Source organism: Hyphomicrobium sp. D-2 (assembly GCF_029872155.1).
Classification (GTDB): Bacteria; Pseudomonadota; Alphaproteobacteria; order Rhizobiales; family Hyphomicrobiaceae; genus Hyphomicrobium_A.
This window is the reverse complement of record NZ_JARXLA010000005.1, coordinates 408,040-429,851: the sequence shown is the minus strand read 5'-3', so window position 1 is coordinate 429,851 and position 21,812 is coordinate 408,040. Positions and strand designations below refer to the sequence as shown.

Here is a 21,812-nt window from a genome sequence, read left to right as displayed (position 1 = left end):
TCAGTCCTTCGCGCGCTCGACGTACGAGCCGTCGGCCGTCATGACGACAACGCGCGTGCCCGCTCCGATATGCGGCGGCACCATCACGCGCGCGCCATTGGCAAGCTTGGCCGGCTTATAGGACGATGAAGCGGTCTGACCCTTCACCACCGGATCAGCTTCAACGATTTCGAACGTCACGCGCTGCGGCAGCTCGATCGCGATCGGCACGCCTTCATGCAGCGACAGCGTGCAGGTCATGCCTTCCTGCAGCCACTGGGCCTGATCGCCCATCACGTCGCGCGAGACGGTGATCTGGTCGTAGGTTTCAGGGTGCATGAACGTGAAACCGATCTCGTCTTCGTAGAGGTAGTTGTAATCCTTTTCCTCAAGGTAGGCGCGTTCGACCTGATCGGTGGTGCGATAACGCTCCGTCACCTTCACGCCATCGGCAATGCGGCGCATTTCAAGATGGGTGACCGGCGTGCCCTTGCCGGGATGAATGTTCTCGGCATGGATGACGACGGCGAGCTTGCCTTCGAGATCGAGCACGTTGCCCTTGCGCACCGAAGAGGCGATGACCTTAGCCACAGAGTTCTCCATTAATTCAAAAGGGGGCCGGACCGACGCTCGGGGGTGCGCTTCCTGCGGCCAATAGCGGTAAGTTTCGGCGCTCTCATACCCTTTCCAGGGCCAAACGCCAAGGCGCCCCCGGAGCCGGGCGCCGACATTACCGCACCATGGCCCCCTGCTCCGGGGCGCCGCAATGGATTATGCAGGCACCATGAGCACTGACAGACCCTGGTGGAACGCCGACGTCCACGCCGACCGCCGCCCGGCCCTGCTGGCCCGCGGGCGCATCAAGAGCGCCATGCGCGCCTGGTTCGAAGAACGCGGCTTCGTGGAGGTGGACACCGCCATTCTCCAGACCTCCCCCGGCAATGAGGCGCATCTGCATGCCTACCGTACGGAACAGATCGGCACCGATCTGGAGCGGCGCGCCCTCTATCTGCACACCTCGCCCGAATTTGCCTGCAAGAAGCTGCTGGCCGCTGGCGAGAAGAAAATTTTTACCTTCGCGCCAGTGTTCCGCAACCGCGAGCGCGGCCCCCTGCACGCGCCCGAATTCACCATGCTGGAATGGTATCGCGCCTATGAGCCATATTCAGCCGTGATGGATGACTGCGGCGAGCTGCTGAAGCTGGCCGTAAAGACTGCCGGTGCTTCGCTGGTCTCCTGGCGCGGCCACACTGCCGACGCTCGCGCCGCCCCCGAGCAGCTGTCGGTAGCTGAAGCATTCAGCCGTTATGCCGGCATAGACCTGATGGCGACGATTGCCCCAACCGGCAACGACCGCGAGGCGCTGGCCGCTGCTGCGACTTCAGCCGGTATCGCGCCGCGCCCCGATGACGATTGGGCCGACATCTTCGCCAAGGTGCTGACCGCGCTCGTCGAGCCCAAGCTTGGACTGGGGCGCGCGACGCTGCTCTCGCACTATCCGGCATCGGAAGCGCCACTCGCCCGGGCCAGCGAAGACGATGCGCGCCTGGCCGAGCGGTTCGAGATGTATTGCTGCGGCGTCGAGCTGGCTAACGGCTTCGGCGAACTGACCGACCCGCAAGCCCAGCGCGAGCTGCTGACGGCGGAAATGGATCGCAAGCAGGAGCGCTACGGCGAGCGATATCCGGTGGACGATGACTTCATCGCCGCGCTGGCCCATATGCCTGCTGCATCTGGATGCGCGATGGGTTTCGACCGTGTGGTGATGCTGGCAACCGGCGCAACGCGTATCGATCAGATCCTATGGACGCCGCAGCCGCCCGAACACTGATCGCGCCCTAAAAGTTGGAGAAGCGCAGGCAATGCGCCATATTCCACTCATGACTACCGAACCCGAAGTGGAACTCACCGACAAGCAGGTTGCGCTGATCGCCCGCGCCCTGGCCGAGCCGCGTCGCCATCAAATTCTGGAGCAGATCGGCGCAGCTACGGACGGCCTGCCCTGCCTCGCGCTGGCGCAAAAGCACGACATCAGTGCGGCCACCATCTCCCATCATCTGAAAGAGCTGGAAACCGCTGGCCTCATCGACGTCACGCGCGTCGGCAAGGCCATGAGCATGACGGTAAACCGAGCCGTCCTGCGCGCGTATTTGGCCAAGCTCGCCAACATCTGACGCCGTTGCGGTCGCTCCGCGCAAACCGCCGTCGCAGCAGCGCGGCTCGACACGCGATGCGACCCCGGCACCCCGAGCATGAAAATCAAACCATCCCCCTTGATCGGCACACTTCGATACTTAGATGATTGTCGAAATGACATCATCAGACTCTCGAACTGGAGCCAATCGTGGGTAAACTGGACGGAAAAGTAGCAGTCGTGACCGGCGCTTCCAAAGGCATCGGCGCGGAGATTGGGCGGACGCTGGCGGCTGAGGGCGCCTCGGTTGTCGTCAATTATGCATCCAGCCGGGAGGGCGCAGATCGCGTCGTGGCGGACATAACTGCGGCAGGCGGCAAAGCCATCGCGATGGGCGGAGACGTCTCCAAGAGCGATGACGTCACCGCATTGTTCGATGCCGCGAAGCAGACGTTTGGCCGCGTCGACATCCTGATCAACAACGCCGGCGTCTTTGACTTCAAGCCCCTTGAGGAAATCACGGAAGCCCACTTCGAGCGCCATTTCCGCATCAACGTGCTCGGGCCGATCCTGACGACGCAAGCGGCAGTGAAGCACTTTCCCAGCAGCGGCGGCGTCATCATCAACGTGAGTTCGGTGGTTGCGTTCAGCCCCGTGCCGAATTCGTCCGTCTATTCGGCGACGAAGGGCGCGCTCGACACTCTCACCCGCACCTACGCGCAGGAACTCGGCCCGCGCAACATCCGCGTGGTGTCGCTCAATCCCGGTCTTATTTCGACGGAAGGATCGCAGTCATTGGGCGTAATCGGTTCGCCGTTTGAGCAGCAGGTGATAGCGGAAACGCCTTTGCGCCGGGTTGGCCTGCCGGCCGACATCGCAAAGGTTGCGGCCTTCCTCGCCTCCGACGACGCAGGCTGGATCACCGGCGAAATCATCACCGCATCGGGCGGCCATTCATAAGAATATAGCGCGAAACTAAAGCAACCGGCGTTGGTTCGCCGGTTGCTCCAGAAGCATTGCCGCAAGCGCGAAAGTTTTGATCCGATGGGTGGCGCGCTTAGTAGCCGAACTGGATCGAGTTGAAGCGATAGTTCAGGCCGAAGCGCACGATGTTTCCGTCGGTCTCGACATGCCATGTATTGGCACCGATGCCGCCACCCGAAGGCGTGGTCAGCGAGACAGTGCCCAAGTCGTAATAGAGATATTCGACCTTCGCCGTCCAACCGCCCTGCAGCATCGTTTCCAGACCGCCGCCCAGCGTCCAGCCGTTGCGGAAGCCCGTCGATGAGGCACTGACGACCGGCGACGCGCAGAAGAGCGTGCAGGCTTCGAGCACCGACACCTGCGTATCGGCGCCGAGGTAGCCGCCGGTCACGTACCAGAGCCAGCCGTTCGCGACGACGCCAAGGCGGCCGCGCAAGCTGATGTAGAAGTCGGAATCAGTTGTGGTCGAAGCGTCATAGGCAAACGGCAGATAGTATCCGCCCGTGCCTGCGAGCCCGAGATAGCCGATATCGCCTTCAACGCCGAACACCACCGGCCCGGTCTGCCAGTTGTAGCCCAGCGTTGCGCCGGCCACGACGCCGCTAGGCGAAAAGCTCAAGGAGTCGTAAAGGATGGTGGCTCCGCCGACGTCGCGGGCAGTTGAACTGCCCCAGGTTCCGCCGATGTGGGCGCCGAAGTACAATCCAGCCCAGGATTTGGGATCGGGCGGATAATAGTCGAAGCCCCCCGGTGTTCCGCCGGCCTGAGCCTGTTCGGCGACACCGAAAATTCCTGCAAACGCAACGCACGCGGCAAACAAATGACGACGCATAAACGCCTCCTCAACAACCCACTACGGAGTGACTTCAACTGACGGGACGCATGCACTGGTTGGCCTCATCCGTACGCGAAAAGCGGCGTCCTGTAGTGTGGTTGTTCAGGCGTTTCCCAGCTATCAACAACGGCCGCAGCAAACTTTTTGCGCCGTGGCGCATTCATCACGCGGGCCGTCCGGGGCCATTTTCGGAAGCGGCAACCGCAGCGTTTTCCGTTGCAGGCACAGGCAAGGCATGACGGCATTTCGCAGAACGCTAACCTCCACCGACGATCTGGCCGATGCCGGCCTGATCCCGGCGCGGCGTGCTGACGAACTGGCGCCGGTCGGCAGCCGGTATGCGGTTGCCGTTACGCCTGCGATGGCGGCGTTGATAGATACTTCGAACCCTGACGATCCGATCGCGCGTCAGTTCATTCCCGATCCGCGCGAATTAGACATCCTGCCCGAAGAGAATGCCGACCCGATCGGTGACACACTAAAAAGCCCCGTGCCCGGCATCGTTCACCGTTACCCCGATCGCGTGCTGCTGAAGCTGGTGCATGTGTGTCCGGTTTATTGCCGCTTCTGCTTCCGGCGCGAGATGGTCGGCCCCGGCAAAAGCAACGCGCTCGGCGAACAGGAACTGCAGGCGGCACTTGATTACATCCGCGCGACACCGGAAATCTGGGAGGTCATTCTCACCGGCGGCGATCCGCTCATTATGTCGCCGCGCCGCATTGCCGAAGTGACCGCCGCGCTCGACGCCATCGACCATGTCAAAATCATTCGCTGGCATTCACGCGTGCCCGTCGTTGCACCCGAACGCGTGACCGACGCGATGGTCAAAGCGCTGAAGGCGCCGCGTAAAACGGTATACGTCGCGCTGCACGCCAATCACCCGCGCGAGTTGACCGATGCGGCCCGCAACGCATGCTCACGCATGATCGACAGCGGCGTCGCCATGGTCAGCCAGACGGTGCTGTTGCGCGGCGTGAACGATAACGTCGAAACGCTGGCAACGCTGATGCGCGCCTTCGTCGAAAATCGCATCAAGCCTTATTACCTGCACCACGGCGACCTTGCGCCCGGCACCGCGCATTTGCGCACGTCCATCGAAGAGGGGCAGGCGCTGATGCAGGCGCTCCGCTCCCGGATTTCCGGGCTCGCGATGCCGACCTATGTGCTGGATATTCCCGGCGCACACGGCAAGGTTCCGATCGGCCCGAACTACGTTCATCGCGACGGCGACAGCCTGTGCGTCAGCGACAGTCGCGGCGAAACGCATACCTATCCAGGCAACAGCGTACGCTGAGGCGATAGCCAATAAAGCGGCGCCCGTTTCTCAATCCAAGCCTGCAGGCCAGCGAATGTCGTGGTGCTATGGACACCTCGCATCGCATGCGCATCTGCCTGGCGCTGCCCGTTCCTCCGCTTGATCGACATCAGCATCGATGCCAAAGTGCCGCACGACGCTCTCTATGGCGCGATAGAGCCATCCTATTGCCGCCACTGAGTGCAACAACAAAAGACGTCGCTGGGGAGGCGCGCAATGGACGATCAGGTAAAGCAGGAAACCTATTTTGGTGCCTGCCCCCACGACTGCCCCGATACCTGCTCGATGCACTACGAGGTTGAGGACGGCAAACTCGTCAACGTGCGCGGCAACAAGGATCACCCCATCACGCGCGGCACCCTGTGCGTGAAGCTGAAAGACTTTCACGACCACCACGCCAACCCGGAACGGCTGATGTATCCGCTGCGCCGCGTCGGCTCGAAGGGATCGGGCCCTAACGGCGGCAACAATTTTGAGCGCATCACCTGGGACGAAGCGATTTCAGAGATCGGCCAGCGCTGGCGCGCCATCATCGATGAGCACGGCGCCGAAGCCATCATGCCCTACAGCTATCTGGGCAACATGGGGCTGGTGCAGGGCATCAACTCCGGCGATCCGTTCTTCAATCGCCTCGGCTCGACCGTCAACGAAAAGACCTTCTGCACATCGGGCTCATCATCGGCATGGCTGCTGACGATTGGCCCTACCGGCGGCGTCGACCCGGAAAGCTTCGTGCACGCGAAGTATATCGTCATCTGGGCGTGCAACACCATTTCCACCAACCTGCATCACTGGCCGTTCGTGCTCGAAGCGCGCAAACGCGGCGCGAAGGTTGTCGTCATCGATGCGTTCCGCTCACGCACGGCCAAGGGCGCCGACTGGCATATCTGTCCGCGTCCGGGCACCGATGGCGCGCTGGCGATGGGCATCATCAATTCCATGATCGCGCAGGGTCTCGTCGATCAGGAGTACGTCGACAATTACACGGTGGGTTTTCCGGAGCTGAAAGAACGCGCCAAGGAATTCACGCCGGAATACGTGCAGGCAATCACCGGTGTGAAGGCCGCCGATGTGATGAAGTTCGCGCGCGAATACGCCACCTCGCAACCGGCCGCAATCCGCATTGGCGTCGCCATAGAGCGCTCCGCCGGCGGTGCCCAGGCTTCGCGCGCCATCTACTGCCTGCCTGCCCTAGCCGGTGCGTGGCGCCATGTCGGCGGCGGCGTCCTGCAATTGCCACTGTGGGAGTTCCCGGTCGACTGGGCCAAGGCCGCACGGCCGGACTGGATCAAGCCCGGCACACGCGTCGTCAATAACCTGCGGCTAGGCCAGGCGCTAACCGGCGAGATGCAACTCGATCCGCCAATCAAAAGCCTGTTCGTGTTCTGCACCAATCCGGTCAGTCAGGCGCCGGAGACAAACAAGATCTGCGCCGGATTACAGCGCGAAGATCTTTTCACCATCGTCGCCGAGCACTTCATCACCGACACGGCCAAATACGCCGACATCATCCTGCCAGCGGCCATGGCGGCCGAAGCGGAAGACATGATGTGGTCGTGGGGGCACTTCTATCTCACCTATAACCAGAAGGCCGTTGAGCCACCGGGCGAGTGCAAACCCACCAGCGATATGTGGCGCCTGCTGGCAAAGGAGATGGAGTTTGACGATCCCATCTTCCAGATGACCGACAGTGAGCTGTGCGAAGCCTATCTGCTGTGGGACGATCCGCGCATGGGCGGCATCGACATGGAGCACTTCCGCACCCACGGCTATTTTCGCGTCAACGTCGGCACCGCCGACAACCGCGTGCCCCACGCTGCAGGCAACTTCCCGACGCCATCCGGCAAAGTCGAGATGCTGCTGAACGACGCCCGCAATTTTGTCGCTCCGCCGTTCCGCGCCATGTACGAGGGTGAACAGGACGGCGACCTGCTGGACCCGCTGCCCGGCTATGTTCCCAACCGCAGATCACCACAAACCTGCCCTGATCTGGCGCGGCAATATCCGCTCAACATCATCTCGCCCAAGAGCCACGCGTTCCTCAACTCCTGTTATGCGAACGAACCGCACAAGGTGCGCATCCAGGGCGAGCAGTATGTGCTGATTTCGCCGCTCGATGCGAACGCGCGCAACATCCGCGAGGGCGATCCGGTACGCGTTGCCAATGCGCGCGGCAATTTCGAAGGCGTTGCCCGCGTAACCGACGACGTGAACCCTGGCATCGTTGTCGCCACGCTGGGTTATTGGCGCTCGCGCAATCGCTCCGACGGTTCAGTCAATTCGATATCGTCCGACGCATGGTCGGGCATTGGCCGCGCGCCGACCTATTCCGACAATCTCGTCGAGGTCACACGCGTCAATTGAGGTTCTGTCTTCTCGCGACTGGTCCCACTAAGGGGTGCGGCATCTGCCGCCCCAATTTTTTGTGGCCACACCCACCGACAAAACCGTCATCGCTCACGAGGGCGCGCGCGCCTGTTACGTGATGCCAATTGCGCGACAACGCAGATCCCTAGAATTAACGATTATGAATACCGACGTCTGATTATCACCACTCAATCGGTATTGTTAAAGTGGACTTCGCGTCTCTAGGCAGTTTCCCTGCGCTTACGTTTCGTTTTTTGACATCTAACATTTGAACCCGCCAACACGCGGAGATCTTTCATGCTGTTAAAGCCAACGGTTTTAGCAAGTATTCTGCTGTGTGCTCTGCTGTTTCCTGGGGTGACGGCAGCGGGCGAGTTACCGGCTGTTTCCGGTCCAAACGGCAAGCTCAGTGTGGAAGGTGGAACATTCGATGATGAAGCCGCAGGCTTGGCGCTCGGCAGCTTTTCGCTGCCGCTCGGTCACAGATCTCGGTGTGCAGTTCGATGGCGCGGTCGGCAACGTCGATGGCGACGTTTTGGGTGGCGGCGGCGTGCATCTGTTCACGCGCGATCCGTCCAGCTATCTGCTCGGTGTGTACGGCAGCTATCACACCTGGGATTCCATCGACATCTGGCGCATCGCTGCCGAAGCCGAACTTTACCTAGGGCGGTTCACGGTTTCCGCGCTCGCCGGATATGAGAACATCGACGTACCTTCGCTGGCGAGCGGTTTGCCGGTGCTGACGCAGGATGAAAAAAGTTTCTTCGGCATCGGTGACGTCGCCTACTACATCAACGATGATTTCAAGATCTACGGCGGCTATCGCTACGTTGCCGAGACCAGCCTCGGTGCAGCGGGCGCTGAATACCTGCTGCGCGATCACGGCGTGCCCATGTCACTGTTCGCGCGCGGAGATTTTGGCAACAGCGACTTCAACAGCATCACCGGCGGTGTGAAGATCTATCTCAGCGACGACCGCAACAAATCGCTGATCGACCGCAATCGCCGCGACGATCCTGAAATTTACATGCCGGTGTTTCCGAAGCTGAGAACAGCAACACAGCAAGGATCTAACCAATGCGTTGTCGGTCCAAGCCCAGATTATAAGGTTTCGTCGAATTTTGATTGCACCTGCCCATCCAGCACGCCCCTCTCCGGACAGAAGCCGCAATTCATTCCCGCACTGGGTGGCTTCTATACGTGCGGAAATCCGGTTTAATCTGGCGGCATATTCAGTCGACGTACGTTTTGCCGCTTAATCCGACTATGTAAAAACTGTTGCGATCTAAACGCGATTCACTCCATTAACATTTAACTGTTGATGGAATGTCGCGGGCGCTGGTGTCGAATTCCCGTCAAGAAATAGAACGGGAATAAGACCATGCTGGCAATGGCGAAGCCTGTCCTGTTGGCCCTCCTTGTGAGCGCTTCAACTGTAGTTTCAGCATCCGCAAATGATTTTTCCGCGGTGTCTGGACCGAACGGAAAAGTCAGCGTTGAAGGCGGCACATACGATGACAGTGGCGCCGGTATCGCGACCGGCAGTCTCTCATTACCGCTCGGTCACACGTTCGGTCTGCAGGCAGACGGCGCGGTAGGCTCCATCGACGGTCAGATCATGGGCGGCGGCGGACTTCACCTCTTCACGCGCGATCCATCCAGCTATCTGCTTGGCGTGTTCGGCAGCTATCACACTTGGGATTCGATCGGCATCTGGCGCGTGGCTGGCGAAGCCGAATTGTATCTCCAGCGCTTCACGCTGTCCGGTCTTGCCGGTTACGAATACATCGATTTTCCGCGGCTTTCCGATGGTCTGGCCGTACTCAACAAGGATGACTCGAGCTTCTTCGGCCACCTCGATGCAGCCTATTACATCACCGACAATTTCAAGGTGTCGGCAGGCTATCGCTATGTCAGCGAGATGAGCCTTGGATCGGCGGGCGCTGAATATCTTCTATCGGGAACCGATGTGCCGGTTTCGCTGTTTGCACGCAGTGACTTCGGCCGCAGCGACTATGCAAGCATCACAGGCGGCCTCAAGATCTATCTCAGCGGCGACAACAACAAGTCGCTGATTGATCGCAACCGTCAGGATGATCCGGAAGCATACCTGCCGGTGTTCCCGAAGATCGTGAAAGCACAATCGACACCTGCTCCCGCCGGTCCCAGCTATTGCTCTGTAGATGGCTCATCGCATGCCATCGTGTTGTCTGGCGCACCCAATTGCCTCTGCCCAGCTGGGTCGATGCTGGAAGATTTGACACCGTATGACGACACTGTCGCCAATGGTGTCTTCCGCTGCGGCACGCCAATCTAGAACTCCACTGCCGCTCCATTGCAAGGTGGTTATGTCATCGGCGCATTTTTGCGGAGAAAGTTGCCGTCAGCGCTTTGATCGCCCACATTGCTCAGCATGACATCGCACCTGAGCGGACGACATCTGGTCGGCGACATCGGCGCCACGAACGCGCGTTTTGCGTTAGCTGACGCCGATGGGAACCTGTCGCATTTCGCCAGCTTCCTGTGCAGCAATCACTGTAACCTCGATGCGGCGATTGCAGCTTATCTCACCGACGTTCGCGCACCGACGCCGCCACGCGCCGTGCTGGCAGTGGCGACAACACCCGACGGCGATCAGGTTTGTTTCACCAATAACCCCTGGTCGTTTTCAATAACTGATCTGACGCAGCGTATCGGCATCGGCGACTTGCACGTCATCAACGACTTTCACGCCAACGCGCTGGCGCTACCCTATCTGCAAAATGAAGATGTCTTGCAAATCGGCGGCGGCAATCCGGTAACGCATGCCCCAATGGCCGTGCTCGGTCCCGGCTCCGGCCTCGGTGTCAGCGCGTGCGTGTGGTCGGGCGAGCGCTACATCGCGCTGCCGGGAGAAGGCGGCCACGTGACCATGGCCGCAAGTGACAGTCGCGAAGCTGCCGTGCTGGATATTCTGCGCGCACGTTTCGGACACGTCTCCGCCGAACGGCTGCTTTCGGGACCGGGCATCACCAACATCTATGCATCGCTGTGCATCAGCGATGGGCTGGATGAGATCCAACTGACACCTGCCGCCATCTGCGAGGCAGCGCTTGCCGACACGGACGCGCGCGCCGACGAAGCGGTCGCCATGTTCTGCGCGATGTTGGGCACTGTTGCGGGCGATGTCGCGCTGACACTGGGCTGCCGCGGCGGCATCTATATCGCGGGCGGAATTGTCCCCCGGCTGGGTAATTGCTTCGCAGCGTCGCCGTTTCGCAAGCGCTTTGAAACGAAGGGTCGCTTCAGCGATTATCTGGCGGCAATTCCAACCTATGTCATCACACGCCATGACGCCGCGCTGATCGGTGCTGCCGCCCTGATACGCAGCCCCCGCAACGGATTATAAAAGAAAATGCCGCGCAACCGGAGCCGCGCGGCATTCATGTATTCAAAGCGATTGATTATATCGTCTGCCGATCAACCTAGCCGCGGCAGCGACAACGCGCCTTATTCAGCTCAGGCCACCTGCCCGAAACTGCGATCGGCTTCATCCTCATCAATCAGCAGCGGCGGCTCGTGCAGATAGCGCGTTGCCTTGCGCTTCGCCTCGATGTCCTGCCACACCAGCGTAACCTGCTCCTCCGTCAAACCCGTTGCCTGCGCGACGGCTTCAGCAGTTAGCGCGTGCTCCAGCCCATAAAGGCACAGGTCCATCTGCTCGTAGGGCAGCGCAAAGTAGAATTCCTCCTGCGTCTGCGCCATCGACCAAGTGTCAGTCGTCGGCGGACGCTGGCGGATTTCAGCCGGGATGCCAAGTTCTTCAGCGAGCTGATAAACCTGCGACTTGTAGAGATGCGCGATGGGTTTGAAGTCGGCAGCGCCATCGCCGTTCTTCACGAAGAAGCCCTGATCGTACTCCAGCCGGTTCGGCGTGCCGGCCACGGCATAGTTCAACCGGTCAGCGTGGTAATATTCAAGCTGCTTGCGGATGCGCTGCTTCATGTTGGTCGCTGCCACCACCGCCTGATAGACGCCGATCGGCATCCGCGCCTCGCGACGCTCACCGGCAGGCGTTTCAACCACAAGCTTGGTCAGGCTATAACGGTTGCCATGCAGCACGTTCGACAGAACAACCTTGCAGCTCCAATCCGGACCGAAATCCGGAAACAGCTCACGAATGGCACCATCTCGGCGCAGATAGCATCCCGCAGCCGAAAGCGTCGGCGCGATATCTTCGACCACATGGCCGATGCCATAGGTCTCCGCAACCAGACGGCCGAGACGCAGGCTGTCGGGATCGGAATCCTTCTCCGGCATCAGCACGGCCATCACATTCTGAGGCCCAAGCGCAGCAGCACACAGCGCCGCCGTCACACTTGAATCGATGCCACCAGAAAGACCAATCACAGCGCCGCGACGGCGCAAGCGACGCAGCACCTGGTTGGAAATGCCCTGCGTGATCGCGCGCACAGCCACCGCAGCATCAAGCTGCAACGTCTCACGCGAGAACTCACTATCGGCCACAGACGAAATATCAGAGCGCTGCATTCTGCCCTCTCTCGGCCTCACTAACGAGGCGACGACTGATCTTTCCGGAATCCGTCTTTGGCAGCGACGGCCGGAATTCTACAAGCTTGGGAACCATGTAATCTTCAAGGAAGCGCGCGCAGTGGCGGATGATGTCCTGCGCGCCGATGTCCGTATCCGACTCCAGCGCAACAACCGCCTTGATAGCGCTGCCCAGCACTGCATCCGGCACACCGATCACGGCAACTTCGGCGACGCCCGGCAGCGCATAAATGACGTTCTCAACTTCCTTCGGCGGAACTTTCTCGCCGCGCGATTTGATGATGTCGTCCTTGCGACCGACAAAATAGAGGAAGCCTTCGCTGTCTGTGCGGAACAGATCGCCGGTGTAAAGAACCTGCTCCCACGGATATGGCCCCGGACGCAGCGCGTTGGCGGTTGCTTCCGGATTTTCCCAGTATCCCTTCATCACGTGTGCGCCGCGGATCACCAGCTCGCCGACAACATCGGGCCCGACGCGCTGGCCCTCGTCATCGACGACATAAGCTTCCGTGCCGGGAATGGCGACACCAACGGACGAAATGCGGTTCTTAAGCTCGTTCGGCGGCAGCCACGTACAGCGTTTGCATTCCGTCAGGCCATACATCGAATACAGCGCCGCGTGCGGAAACAGCGCTTGCAGCTTTTCGATGTGCGTCGGCGGCAGCGCCGCAGCAGTGTTCGTGATGTAGCGCAGATGCGGCAACGCACCCGGTGCAAGGTTGCGCTGTCCAACAAGAATTGCAGCCATCGTCGGAACGAGCGGCAGGCCCGTCACGCGCTCCTCTTCACAGCGCTTCAGAATGACTTGCGGGAACGCAAATGACTTCTCAAGCACCAGCGTGGCACCGACCTTGATGGCCATCAGCACCTGGTACAAACCATAATCGAACGCAACCGGGAGCACGTTGAGAATGATGTCGTCGGCCGTGTTCTCAAGGTACGTCGTGATGGATGTGGCGGCTGCGACGACATTCTGATGTGTCATCATCACGCCCTTCGGGAACCCCGTCGAGCCCGACGTATAGATCAACATCGCCAGATCAACATTGATGCCGGGCGCGTTCTGCAGCAGCGAAAACTCTGGTGCTGCGAGCACATCATTCCAATGCAACGCGCCAAACCCGGCCGGCACGGCTTCACCATCGGCAATCACGCTCACCGCAACCGATGGCGCCGATGCAATAGCTTCCGCCGCAACTGACGCCGTCTTCTGTTGCGCGATGATTGCCTTGGCGCGGCAGTTATTCAGGATGTAGCTGAGCTTGTCTGTCTTGGTCGAAGGATTAACGGGACTGAAGACAGCGCCAGCCTTCAGCACGGCAAAAATTGAAACAACCGCTTCAACGCTGTTGTCCAGAAACAGGACAACACGATCGCCCGTTTCGATCCCGCGATGGATCAGCCCCTGCGCCAGTTCATCAGAAATATCGTCGAGCTGGCTGTAGGTCAGGCGCCGATTGCCGGCAACGAGTGCCGTCTTATCGGGAAAGCGCATCGCACTTGCACGCAGAAACGATTCAAAGCGCATCGCCGTACCCCACCACCAGTTGACCGTATTTCAGAACGAGCGTTTGCTTCGGCTTTAAACCGCAATGCCGGTAATCTTGGCGCCCTGCTTGCGGGCCACATAGGCAGCAATCAGATCGATAGAATCGAGGTTTTCCGGAACGATCTCGTCATCCTCGACGGTGATGCCGAAGTTGGTTTCGAGATGCTCCACGAGCTCCAGGATGCCCGTTGAATCGATAAGACCGGCGGCCAACAGCGATTCATCGTTGGTCAGACCGTTGCGACCTTCGCGAAAAAGAAAGCTCGCTTCTACGAATTCGCGGATCGACGTTTTAAGTGCGTTTGACATGGTCTTGATACTCACCCGTACATTACGAATTGACGGCAACACGCGCGCGGCCATTGCCATCAGAGTTAACTGGCTGGGACGAAGCAAGCGGCGTGCCAATGCCCACAGATGACTGCTGCACAAAAGTCTCGTGCCAAACCTGCGTCGACAGCACTCCAACAAAAGCCAGGTTGTCCCGGAAACCGGTCGATGCAAATCGCGTGCACTTGTTGACCAGACGATCAACGAGCGCGCCGTCGAAATACCCCGCGTCCGCAATGCTGGAGCGGCTCATGCGCGTCAACATCTCAGCTCCGGCCGCCGTGCCGACGAACGCGCGACTTTCCGGCGCCCGATAGGGCTGCTTCGGACGTCGTGCGATATCCGTCGGCAGAAGGTCCGCAACGCTTTCACGCAGGATGTGCTTTTCACGCAGTCCCTTCAGCTTCAGTCGCGGCGGGATGCGCGCTGCAAATTCCATCAGGCGATGATCGAGGAACGGAAAGCGTCCTTCAACCGCGTTCGCCATCGCAACCCGATCACCCTGCGATGACAGAATATATCCCGGTAGCAGATAAGCGCTTTCCAGATACTGCGCCTGCGATAGCGGATGCCAGCGCTGGAACTCAGGCGGCAGTCGCTCGCGCAGATCATCCAACGCGTCGTACTCGCCGATTTCATCGCGCAGTTCCGCCGAGAAGAATGCCTTCGCACCCTGGCTGGAGCGGAAGCGCGGCAGATGCGAATAGAGCGGATCGCTGATGCTGTCCCGATGGTTGCCAAAAAACGCTTCCAGATAGCGCTGCGACTGCGCATTCATGCGCGGCATATAGGGGTAAAGGCGACGTAGAAGCAGCGGCCGCAAACGCGAACCGGGCTGCGCGGCACAGAAGCGGCGCACCTTGGCTTCCTTGAACACGTCATAACCGGCGAACACTTCGTCAGCGCCCTCGCCAGTCATCACAACCTTGATGCCGTTGTCGTGCACCAGTCGCGACAGCATGTACATCGGCGCTGGTGCGGTTCGCATCAGCGGGCGCTCGGCATGGCGGATGACATCACCCATCACCGTCGCAATATCGTTCTCCTCGCACACCGTCACCGCGTGGTTCAGATCGAGCGCCGCAACCATCTCCTGCTGAAAGGCGCTCTCGTCGAACTCCGCATTGGCAAACGCAACCGAGAACGATCGCAACGTGTCGGGCGTGAACGTGCGTATCGCAGCAGTCGTGATCGATGAATCCAGCCCGCCGCTGAGATAGGCACCGACCGGAACATCGGCCCGCAACCGAATACGCACAGCATCCAGCAACAGCGCGCGTACTTCTTCCGTCAGACGCGCTTCTTCTTTTGCCGAAACCGGTCGATCGTCCGCCGCATCGGGATAGTCGAAGCGCCAGTATTGATGTGTCCGCGCGCCATCGCGATTGACGATCATCACGTGTCCCGGCGGCAGCTCGCTAATGTTCTTGAATGGGGTGCGCGGCGCGAGCGGAAACCAGAACGTAAACATCTGGTCGAGCGCGATAGGATCAAGCTCCGCTTTGACGCCGGGCAGCGTCAACAGCGCCTTGACCTCGGACGCGAACGCGATGCCACCAGCGCTTTGCGTATAATAGAGCGGCCGCACGCCTGCGCGATCGCGGGCCAGCACCATGTGTTGACGATTGCTGTCCCAGATGGCGAATGCAAAGTCGCCGTTGAACATCTCAACACAGTCCGGCCCGCGCTCTTCGTACAGATGCACGATTACTTCAGTGTCGGAGGTTGTTTTGAAAACGTGTCCGCGCGCAATCAGACCCTCGCGCAGTTCGACATAGTTGAAAATTTCGCCGTTGAACGAAACCCAAACCGTGCCGTCTTCGTTGCTCATCGGCTGACGGCCACCGTCGACATCGACGATGCTGAGGCGCGCATGGGCAAGCCCGGCATCGCCGTCAACGTACACGCCGTCACCGTCCGGCCCGCGATGGGCGAGCGTGCGGATCATGCGCTGTAGCTGACCGCGTTTGCGGTCAGGCGCAATCGGCAGACGATAAAAGCCGGCAATGCCGCACATCGTTACTCTCCCGGACGCCTGAAGCGTCTACGCAAACTCGCCGCCGACAAAACGTGTCCAGGACTCGCCCGCGAGCCCCGTCAGCAGCGCCGTTCCATGACACACCTCCCGCAGCAGTTCCTTGTCGCGGGCATGCACCAATGTCGACGCGCCATGGAACAAAACGCAGCGACGCGCAACCAGCGCATCAAGCAGAACATCGTCCGCACGGCCACGAATGGCGACGCAGCCCAGTTCCTGCGCACGGCGGAACAGCGCATCAAGCGTCGTGCCGACGTGTTCGGGCAGTGCCAGCACCTGCAGCACGCGCGCGATCTGCCCGCGGCGCGCATAAAACAGGTAGCAACCCACGGGCTTGCTGTTGCGGTCGAGAACGATACGACGCTGCAGCACGCCGTAGCGTTCTTTCGCCTCTGCGTGGGTCAACAACATCGACAGCGACGGCGTGTGCCAGTCGGGATAGAGCGTATAGGTGCGGCTCAGCTCCGGGATCAGGCTTTCAATGTCCGCCGCCGTTGCTTCGACATCGTGCACGCCATCCTGCGCGGCGGGCAATGCAAGCGGATTACGATCCAGCCGCTGCAGCAACATATCAAAGCCCGATGCCAGCGGCCGCATGAGGCCAGCCGGTCGGAACGCATGCTGTGCCGCCGCAACCGCAGTCCCCGCCGGGCGCACGACGCGCAACCAGTCTAGGCTACCGGCGGACAGCTGCGAGCCGCCAACCTTCTGCCACATGCGCTGCGAGATGCCGTTGGCGGTTTCGCTGAACGAAAGATCCTGCGGACCGGATAGAAAACTGCGCAACAGGCGTGCGCCAGCGGTCGGGTGCAACTCTGGCTGATCGACCATCATTGAACCCGCCACCGCTGCGCTGATGGATCGTCCATTGAGTTGCATCTGTCGCGGCCAGATGCCAATGAAGCCGCGAACCTCGCCTGTGCTATCGGTGAACACGCGCGAACGGGGTTCTTCGCCGGCGCCCACGCCCGTGAAGACCACATCTTCGAAATAGCGGCGCAACTCCGTGCTGCCGCCGCCCTTGCCGTCACGGAACGAGCGCGCAAACAGTCCCGCCAATGCGTCGACATCGTCGCGACGGCACGGCCGGATGGCTTCCTGTTTGCCTGATGTGTAACTCACTCAGCTACCTCTGCACGCGGACTGCGACAGCAGTCCCGCGCCAAGCCTTGCATAGCCCGGACCAACCGTCGGTCAGCGCGACCCAGACAAAGCGGCCCCTCTCGAGGGCCGGACGTTGCGCCCAGAGTGTTGATAATTTGAATACGTCCGTTAACCGTTTCTGTCGGACGGATTGGCGCGAATGCGCCAGCAAATCGCTGATTTATAACGATAATTCAGATAATAGTCAGTCCCTAGAGTAATTGAGACCAAACGGCCCGTTTGGCTCAAATGGAACGGATTGTGAAAGCACCGTTAGGGAACCGTAAATTCGGCCAGCGGTTTTCCGCAGGAACATTTCCCAACTGCGGCGTCGACGCCGCAGCCCTTCAGCTCAGATGCGGCATTATATCGTGGCGCGATAGTATGCGGGCGCACGCGCAAAGTTCGCGGCGCCTGCCCATCCAGCAACGCTGTGTTTCAAAATTGAATTGGGCGTCCCGATCAGGGAGTGTTCCAGGCGCCCTGTGTCGGCCGCTCCTCGGCGAGGTAATAGCGGTTAACCCAGCCCTTCAGGCGGCCGTATTGCACCGGACACCACAGGTTGCGGCACGCGCCCACGATGCGGACGCCGCGGCCATCCGGGCCGATGGCGCCAATGCGCGGATGATATTCGGAAGGCCCCGTGCGCACATTCAGGCGATCGCCAATCTGGACATTGGAAACGCGGAACGACGCCAGACGGCGGCTGTTGGCCGGACGCGTATCTGCCGGCGGTTGATGCCTGCGCGATTCCGGTGCGGTGGCCGGTTCAGGTTCCATATCGGCGATGTCGTCATAGGGCCTTGTGACATTGGCCGCCGACGCAACCCTTTGCCGGGCGGCGTTCTGCTGTGCAGCCTCAGAGTTGAGGATCTGCGGCATCTCCGGCGATCCTTCAATGGCATCTGACGCACTTGCTTCAGCATTCATGCCGAGGCGATAGGGCTCGGGCTCCTTCGGCGTCAAAGCCGACTTCAGCCATTCGCCCAGCGCTGCGGTGGTGAAGCGTGGCGGCACGACCGGCTCCACCGGTTCATAACCGTTGCGCGCTGCCGGAAGATCTGCCGACGCGACGACGATCGTTTCCTGTCTGTCCGCATCGCCAACCGCAACAGCCTTCGGCTCCGGCTGCTTCGGTTCAGGTTGCAGCACCGATGCGGCAGCGGTCTGCTGCGGTGGTGCAATCGACTTCTTTTCCGCCACCGGAGCGACCGGACGTGCGGGTGCCTGCTTTGGCTTTGCCGTCACGGCGGCAACCACAGGCTTGGCTTCAGTAATCGTTGCGGTGCCGCTCTCGCCGCTGGCTTCCGACCAGTGCACGCGATTGCCTTCACGGCGCAGAACCATGCAGCGCGGCTTGGCGTCGAACCAGCGGAACCATTTCATGCAAAGCTTGTCGCCTTCGGTCCACCAGCGACCGCGATCCTTGGTGGCACCGAGCGTCAAGCCCAGCGCGCCCGCTTCAGCAGACATCAGGCCGTTGGTGCCGACCTTGACCGGAATGGTCATGCGCAAAGGCGTGTCAATTTCCAGCAGCGCGCCGGGCATGGCTCGCTTGATCTCTTCGCCGGACATGCGCACCGGAGCAGCCATCGCGGCGCTCACACCTGCCAGCAAACCGACAACAGTAACCAAACGCAACATCACTACCCCTACCCGCTCCGCCCGGAGCCCCTTCATGGTCTCAGAAAGTGGCGAGAACCCGGTTGCAAGCACCGGATTTTTCGCCCCAGACCAGACGCTTGCGCCCCACTATGGCCGCTTTTTCAAATCGCGTGCCGAAGCGCGCTTTGTTGCCGATGCAAAGGCACCGGATACATCAAACGCCTGCCCAGCCGCGCCGCCGGGAGGCAGCCACGGACCACCAAACAGAATCGCTCCGAAGGCTTAAGAAGTGGTGGCAATCTGCCCGGCGACATCGGGTTGCTGGAGCATTTCGAGGCAACGCCAGCCATCGACCCGCAGACTGCCGACCGCGCGCGCCGTCTCGGAGCCATGCCGACGCTAGACGCACTGCACTGCGCAGGTTGCTAAGTGCCGCGCGGCTTGGCCCGCGCCGTTGGCAGCGCCGAGGCCGGATCGTCCGGCCAGGGGTGGCGCGGGTAACGCCCTTTCATTTCAGCTTTCACCGCGGCCCACGAACCCCGCCAGAAGCCCGGCAGGTCGCGCGTGATCTGAATGGGGCGGTGTGCGGGCGAAAGAAGATGCAGCGTCAGCGGCAGCTTGCCGTTCGCCAGCGCCGGATGTTGCTTCAACCCGAACAGTTCCTGCACCCGGATGTGCAGCGCAGGTCCACCCGCAGCTCCATAGTCGATGGCATGCCGATTGCCGGTGGGCGCCTCGAAATGCGTCGGCGCTTCGTCGTCGATCCGGCGCCGCACGTTCCACGGCAGCAACGCATCGAGCGCCGCGCCGAGATCATCAGCGCCGATATCCGCCAGCCGCGACTTGCCATTGAGAAACGGCGCCAGCCAATCGGCAACGCTTGCCGCAAGTGTGTCGTCGCTCAGATCGGGCCAGCTTTCATCGCCGGTTGAACGCAAAAATGCCAGCCGCTCGCGCAGTTGCTGCTGCGGTTTGCTCCACGGCAAACGCTCGACACCGTATCTGCCAAGCGCCTCAGCGAAAATCCGTGCAGTATCTGCGCCGTGCTCAATCGCGCGCGGTTCGCTGGCCAGCACGATCGCATCGAGCCGACGCACATGGCGCGCACGCAATGCCGACGACGCAGGATCAAAATCGACTTCCACAGCTTCATGCACACGCCCTTCAGCCGACGCCAGAACGTCCGCTTCATTCGCACCGGCACAAAGCAAAATACGCGTCGCTGCGGCGGCACCGGAAAGCTCGGCCGCCACGATGAAGCTGGAACGCGCCAGCGGATGCAGCGCATCCATCACCGCACCTCTGCCATTGGCGAGCAGAAACTGCCCACGTGCCCCGCGCGCCTTGCCGAGGCGGTCCGGATACGCCAGCGCCAGCAGCCGCGCGGTTGACAGGTTCTCAGTTGAATTTTCGCCGTCCTGCGATCCGACACGCTTTTCCGCCGCGCGCGCCCAACCCGCCGCGAGCTTGCGCATGTCGGTTGCGCGCCGTCCACGATCGCGACGAAAGTTCTCCAGCCGGATGTCGAGATCGACGTCATTACCGCCAAGGCCGCGCTCAACCATAACGGCAGCGATGTCGGCCGCGTCCTGCGCACAGCCATGCTCCGCCGCAGCAATGATCATCCGCGCCAGTCGTGGTGGCAGCGGCAGCGATCGCAATGCGCGCCCGCCCGGCGTTATCCGCCCCTCCGCATCAAGCGCGGCCAACGCCTGCAGCTCTTCGCGCGCGGCATCGACTGCCGCTTGCGAAGGTGCATCCAGCCACCGCAGCGCGCGCGGATCATGCGCGCCCCACTCGGCGCAATCCAGCAGCAGCGAAGCCAGATCCGCCGAACGGATTTCAGGCTCCGCAAATGCGGGCAGGCTCTGGGTCTGCGCCTCATCCCAAAGGCGATAGCAGACGCCCGGTTCGGTGCGCCCGGCACGCCCGCGCCGCTGATCCGCCGACGCGCGTGACGTGCGCACGGTTTCAAGCCGCGTCACGCCAACGTCGGGTTCAAAACGCGGTACGCGCGCCAGTCCGCTGTCAATAACGATGCGCACCCCTTCGATGGTGATCGACGTTTCCGCAATCGATGTCGCCAGCACCACCTTGCGCGTTCCGTTCGTGGCCGGTTCAAGCGCCAGATCCTGCGCCCGCACGTCCATCGCACCATAGAGCGGCGCAAGCACAATCGACGGGTCGGTGATCCGTTCGCGCAATCGCTCGTCAACGCGGCGGATCTCGCCCTGCCCCGGCAGAAAAGCCAGTATCGATCCGTGCTCCTCGCGCAATGCGCGCAACACCGCATCAGTCATGCGATCTTCAATGCGCACGTTGGCATCACGCCCGACATAGCGCGTCTCAACGGGATAGGCGCGGCCCTCGCTGACGATTGCCGGAGCATCGCCCAGCATCTGCGCCACACGGCCGCCATCCAGCGTCGCCGACATCGGCACGATGCGCAGATCCTCGCGCAGCGCGCTCTGACAATCGAGCGCCAGCGCTAACCCCAGATCGGCATCCAGCGAGCGTTCGTGAAACTCGTCGAACAGCACCGCGCCAACGCCATGCAATTCCGGATCGTCGAGAATCATGCGCGTGAAGATGCCTTCGGTGACAACCTCTATGCGCGTCTGCGCGCTAACCTTGGTCATCAGGCGCGTGCGCAGACCAACGCGCTGCCCCACCGCTTCACCCAACGTGTGCGCCATGCGTTCGGCGGCTCCACGCGCGGCGATGCGGCGTGGCTCCAGCACGAGAATTTTGCGCCCCGCAAGCCAGGCCTCGTCCATCAGCGCCAGCGGCACGCGCGTGGTCTTGCCCGCACCCGGCGGCGCGATCAGCACGGCGGCGTTGCGCGCCACCAGCGCAGCGCGCAATTCTCCTAAAACCGTATCGATGGGCAGGGCTGCAGCGAATTCCATGGCGCTGTATCGGAGAATGACAGGCCGGGCGCAACTGCCTATCAGTTACGATTCTCTGGCCTATGGGGTTCAA

At 61.2% G+C, this 21,812-nt stretch carries 17 protein-coding genes; 8 read left to right on the top strand and 9 right to left on the bottom strand.

What is annotated here, in order from left to right:
- Entirely contained in the window at positions 1-570 is a 570-nt protein-coding gene (gene efp / locus QEZ49_RS12065; protein ID WP_280387184.1) for an elongation factor P, read from the bottom strand.
- 193 nt (positions 571-763) lie between these two features.
- On the opposite strand from efp, the gene epmA reads away from it, so the two are divergent.
- The 3 genes from epmA (at position 764) to QEZ49_RS12050 (ending at position 3,073) form a co-directional block, all read left to right on the top strand.
- Positions 764-1,810 (top strand): EF-P lysine aminoacylase EpmA, encoded by a 1,047-nt coding sequence (gene epmA, locus QEZ49_RS12060; RefSeq protein WP_280387182.1) that lies wholly within the window; start codon positions 764-766, stop codon positions 1,808-1,810.
- A 67-nt stretch (positions 1,811-1,877) separates the two neighbouring features.
- Complete coding sequence (locus QEZ49_RS12055; RefSeq protein ID WP_280387180.1) at positions 1,878-2,153, top strand: helix-turn-helix domain-containing protein; 276 nt, start codon at positions 1,878-1,880, stop codon at positions 2,151-2,153.
- Between the two features lie 170 nt (positions 2,154-2,323).
- Positions 2,324-3,073 (top strand): glucose 1-dehydrogenase, encoded by a 750-nt coding sequence (locus tag QEZ49_RS12050; protein WP_280387178.1) that lies wholly within the window; start codon positions 2,324-2,326, stop codon positions 3,071-3,073.
- Positions 3,074-3,170: 97 nt separating this feature from the next.
- On the opposite strand, the gene QEZ49_RS12045 is transcribed toward QEZ49_RS12050, so the two are convergent.
- Positions 3,171-3,929, bottom strand: a complete 759-nt coding sequence (locus QEZ49_RS12045; protein ID WP_280387177.1) for an outer membrane beta-barrel protein — start codon at positions 3,927-3,929, stop codon at positions 3,171-3,173.
- A 238-nt stretch (positions 3,930-4,167) separates the two neighbouring features.
- On the opposite strand from QEZ49_RS12045, the gene QEZ49_RS12040 reads away from it, so the two are divergent.
- From QEZ49_RS12040 to glk, 5 genes are all read left to right on the top strand, one after another.
- A complete protein-coding gene (locus QEZ49_RS12040; RefSeq protein ID WP_280387175.1) occupies positions 4,168-5,226 on the top strand; it encodes a lysine-2,3-aminomutase-like protein in 1,059 nt (352 codons plus the stop codon).
- A gap of 237 nt (positions 5,227-5,463) precedes the next feature.
- Positions 5,464-7,611, top strand: coding sequence for a molybdopterin oxidoreductase family protein (locus QEZ49_RS12035; RefSeq protein ID WP_280387173.1), 2,148 nt, complete (start codon positions 5,464-5,466; stop codon positions 7,609-7,611).
- Positions 7,612-8,047: 436 nt separating this feature from the next.
- A complete protein-coding gene (locus QEZ49_RS12030; RefSeq protein WP_280387172.1) occupies positions 8,048-8,833 on the top strand; it encodes a hypothetical protein in 786 nt (261 codons plus the stop codon).
- A 249-nt stretch (positions 8,834-9,082) separates the two neighbouring features.
- Positions 9,083-9,931: a hypothetical protein gene (locus tag QEZ49_RS12025; protein ID WP_280387170.1), complete on the top strand. Its 849-nt coding sequence runs from the start codon at positions 9,083-9,085 to the stop codon at positions 9,929-9,931.
- A gap of 96 nt (positions 9,932-10,027) precedes the next feature.
- A complete protein-coding gene (gene glk, locus QEZ49_RS12020) occupies positions 10,028-11,002 on the top strand; it encodes a glucokinase (protein WP_280387168.1) in 975 nt (324 codons plus the stop codon).
- Positions 11,003-11,112: 110 nt separating this feature from the next.
- Here glk and nadE read toward each other — a convergent pair whose 3' ends face one another.
- The 7 genes from nadE to hrpB form a co-directional block, all read right to left on the bottom strand.
- On the bottom strand, positions 11,113-12,144 hold the full coding sequence (nadE, locus tag QEZ49_RS12015) for an NAD(+) synthase (RefSeq protein ID WP_280387166.1): 1,032 nt from the start codon (positions 12,142-12,144) through the stop codon (positions 11,113-11,115).
- A complete protein-coding gene (locus tag QEZ49_RS12010; protein WP_280387164.1) occupies positions 12,131-13,693 on the bottom strand; it encodes a class I adenylate-forming enzyme family protein in 1,563 nt (520 codons plus the stop codon). The genes nadE and QEZ49_RS12010 overlap by 14 nt, the downstream gene beginning before the upstream one ends.
- Positions 13,694-13,747: 54 nt before the next feature.
- Positions 13,748-14,023 (bottom strand): phosphopantetheine-binding protein, encoded by a 276-nt coding sequence (locus QEZ49_RS12005; RefSeq protein WP_280387163.1) that lies wholly within the window; start codon positions 14,021-14,023, stop codon positions 13,748-13,750.
- 22 nt (positions 14,024-14,045) lie between these two features.
- Positions 14,046-16,061: an asparagine synthase (glutamine-hydrolyzing) gene (gene asnB / locus QEZ49_RS12000; RefSeq protein ID WP_280387161.1), complete on the bottom strand. Its 2,016-nt coding sequence runs from the start codon at positions 16,059-16,061 to the stop codon at positions 14,046-14,048.
- 27 nt (positions 16,062-16,088) lie between these two features.
- Positions 16,089-17,204, bottom strand: a complete 1,116-nt coding sequence (locus QEZ49_RS11995; protein ID WP_280387159.1) for a hypothetical protein — start codon at positions 17,202-17,204, stop codon at positions 16,089-16,091.
- 483 nt (positions 17,205-17,687) lie between these two features.
- Positions 17,688-18,869: an SH3 domain-containing protein gene (locus QEZ49_RS11990; RefSeq protein ID WP_280387157.1), complete on the bottom strand. Its 1,182-nt coding sequence runs from the start codon at positions 18,867-18,869 to the stop codon at positions 17,688-17,690.
- A gap of 386 nt (positions 18,870-19,255) precedes the next feature.
- Positions 19,256-21,739: an ATP-dependent helicase HrpB gene (gene hrpB, locus QEZ49_RS11985; RefSeq protein ID WP_280387156.1), complete on the bottom strand. Its 2,484-nt coding sequence runs from the start codon at positions 21,737-21,739 to the stop codon at positions 19,256-19,258.
- Positions 21,740-21,812 lie beyond the last annotated feature (73 nt).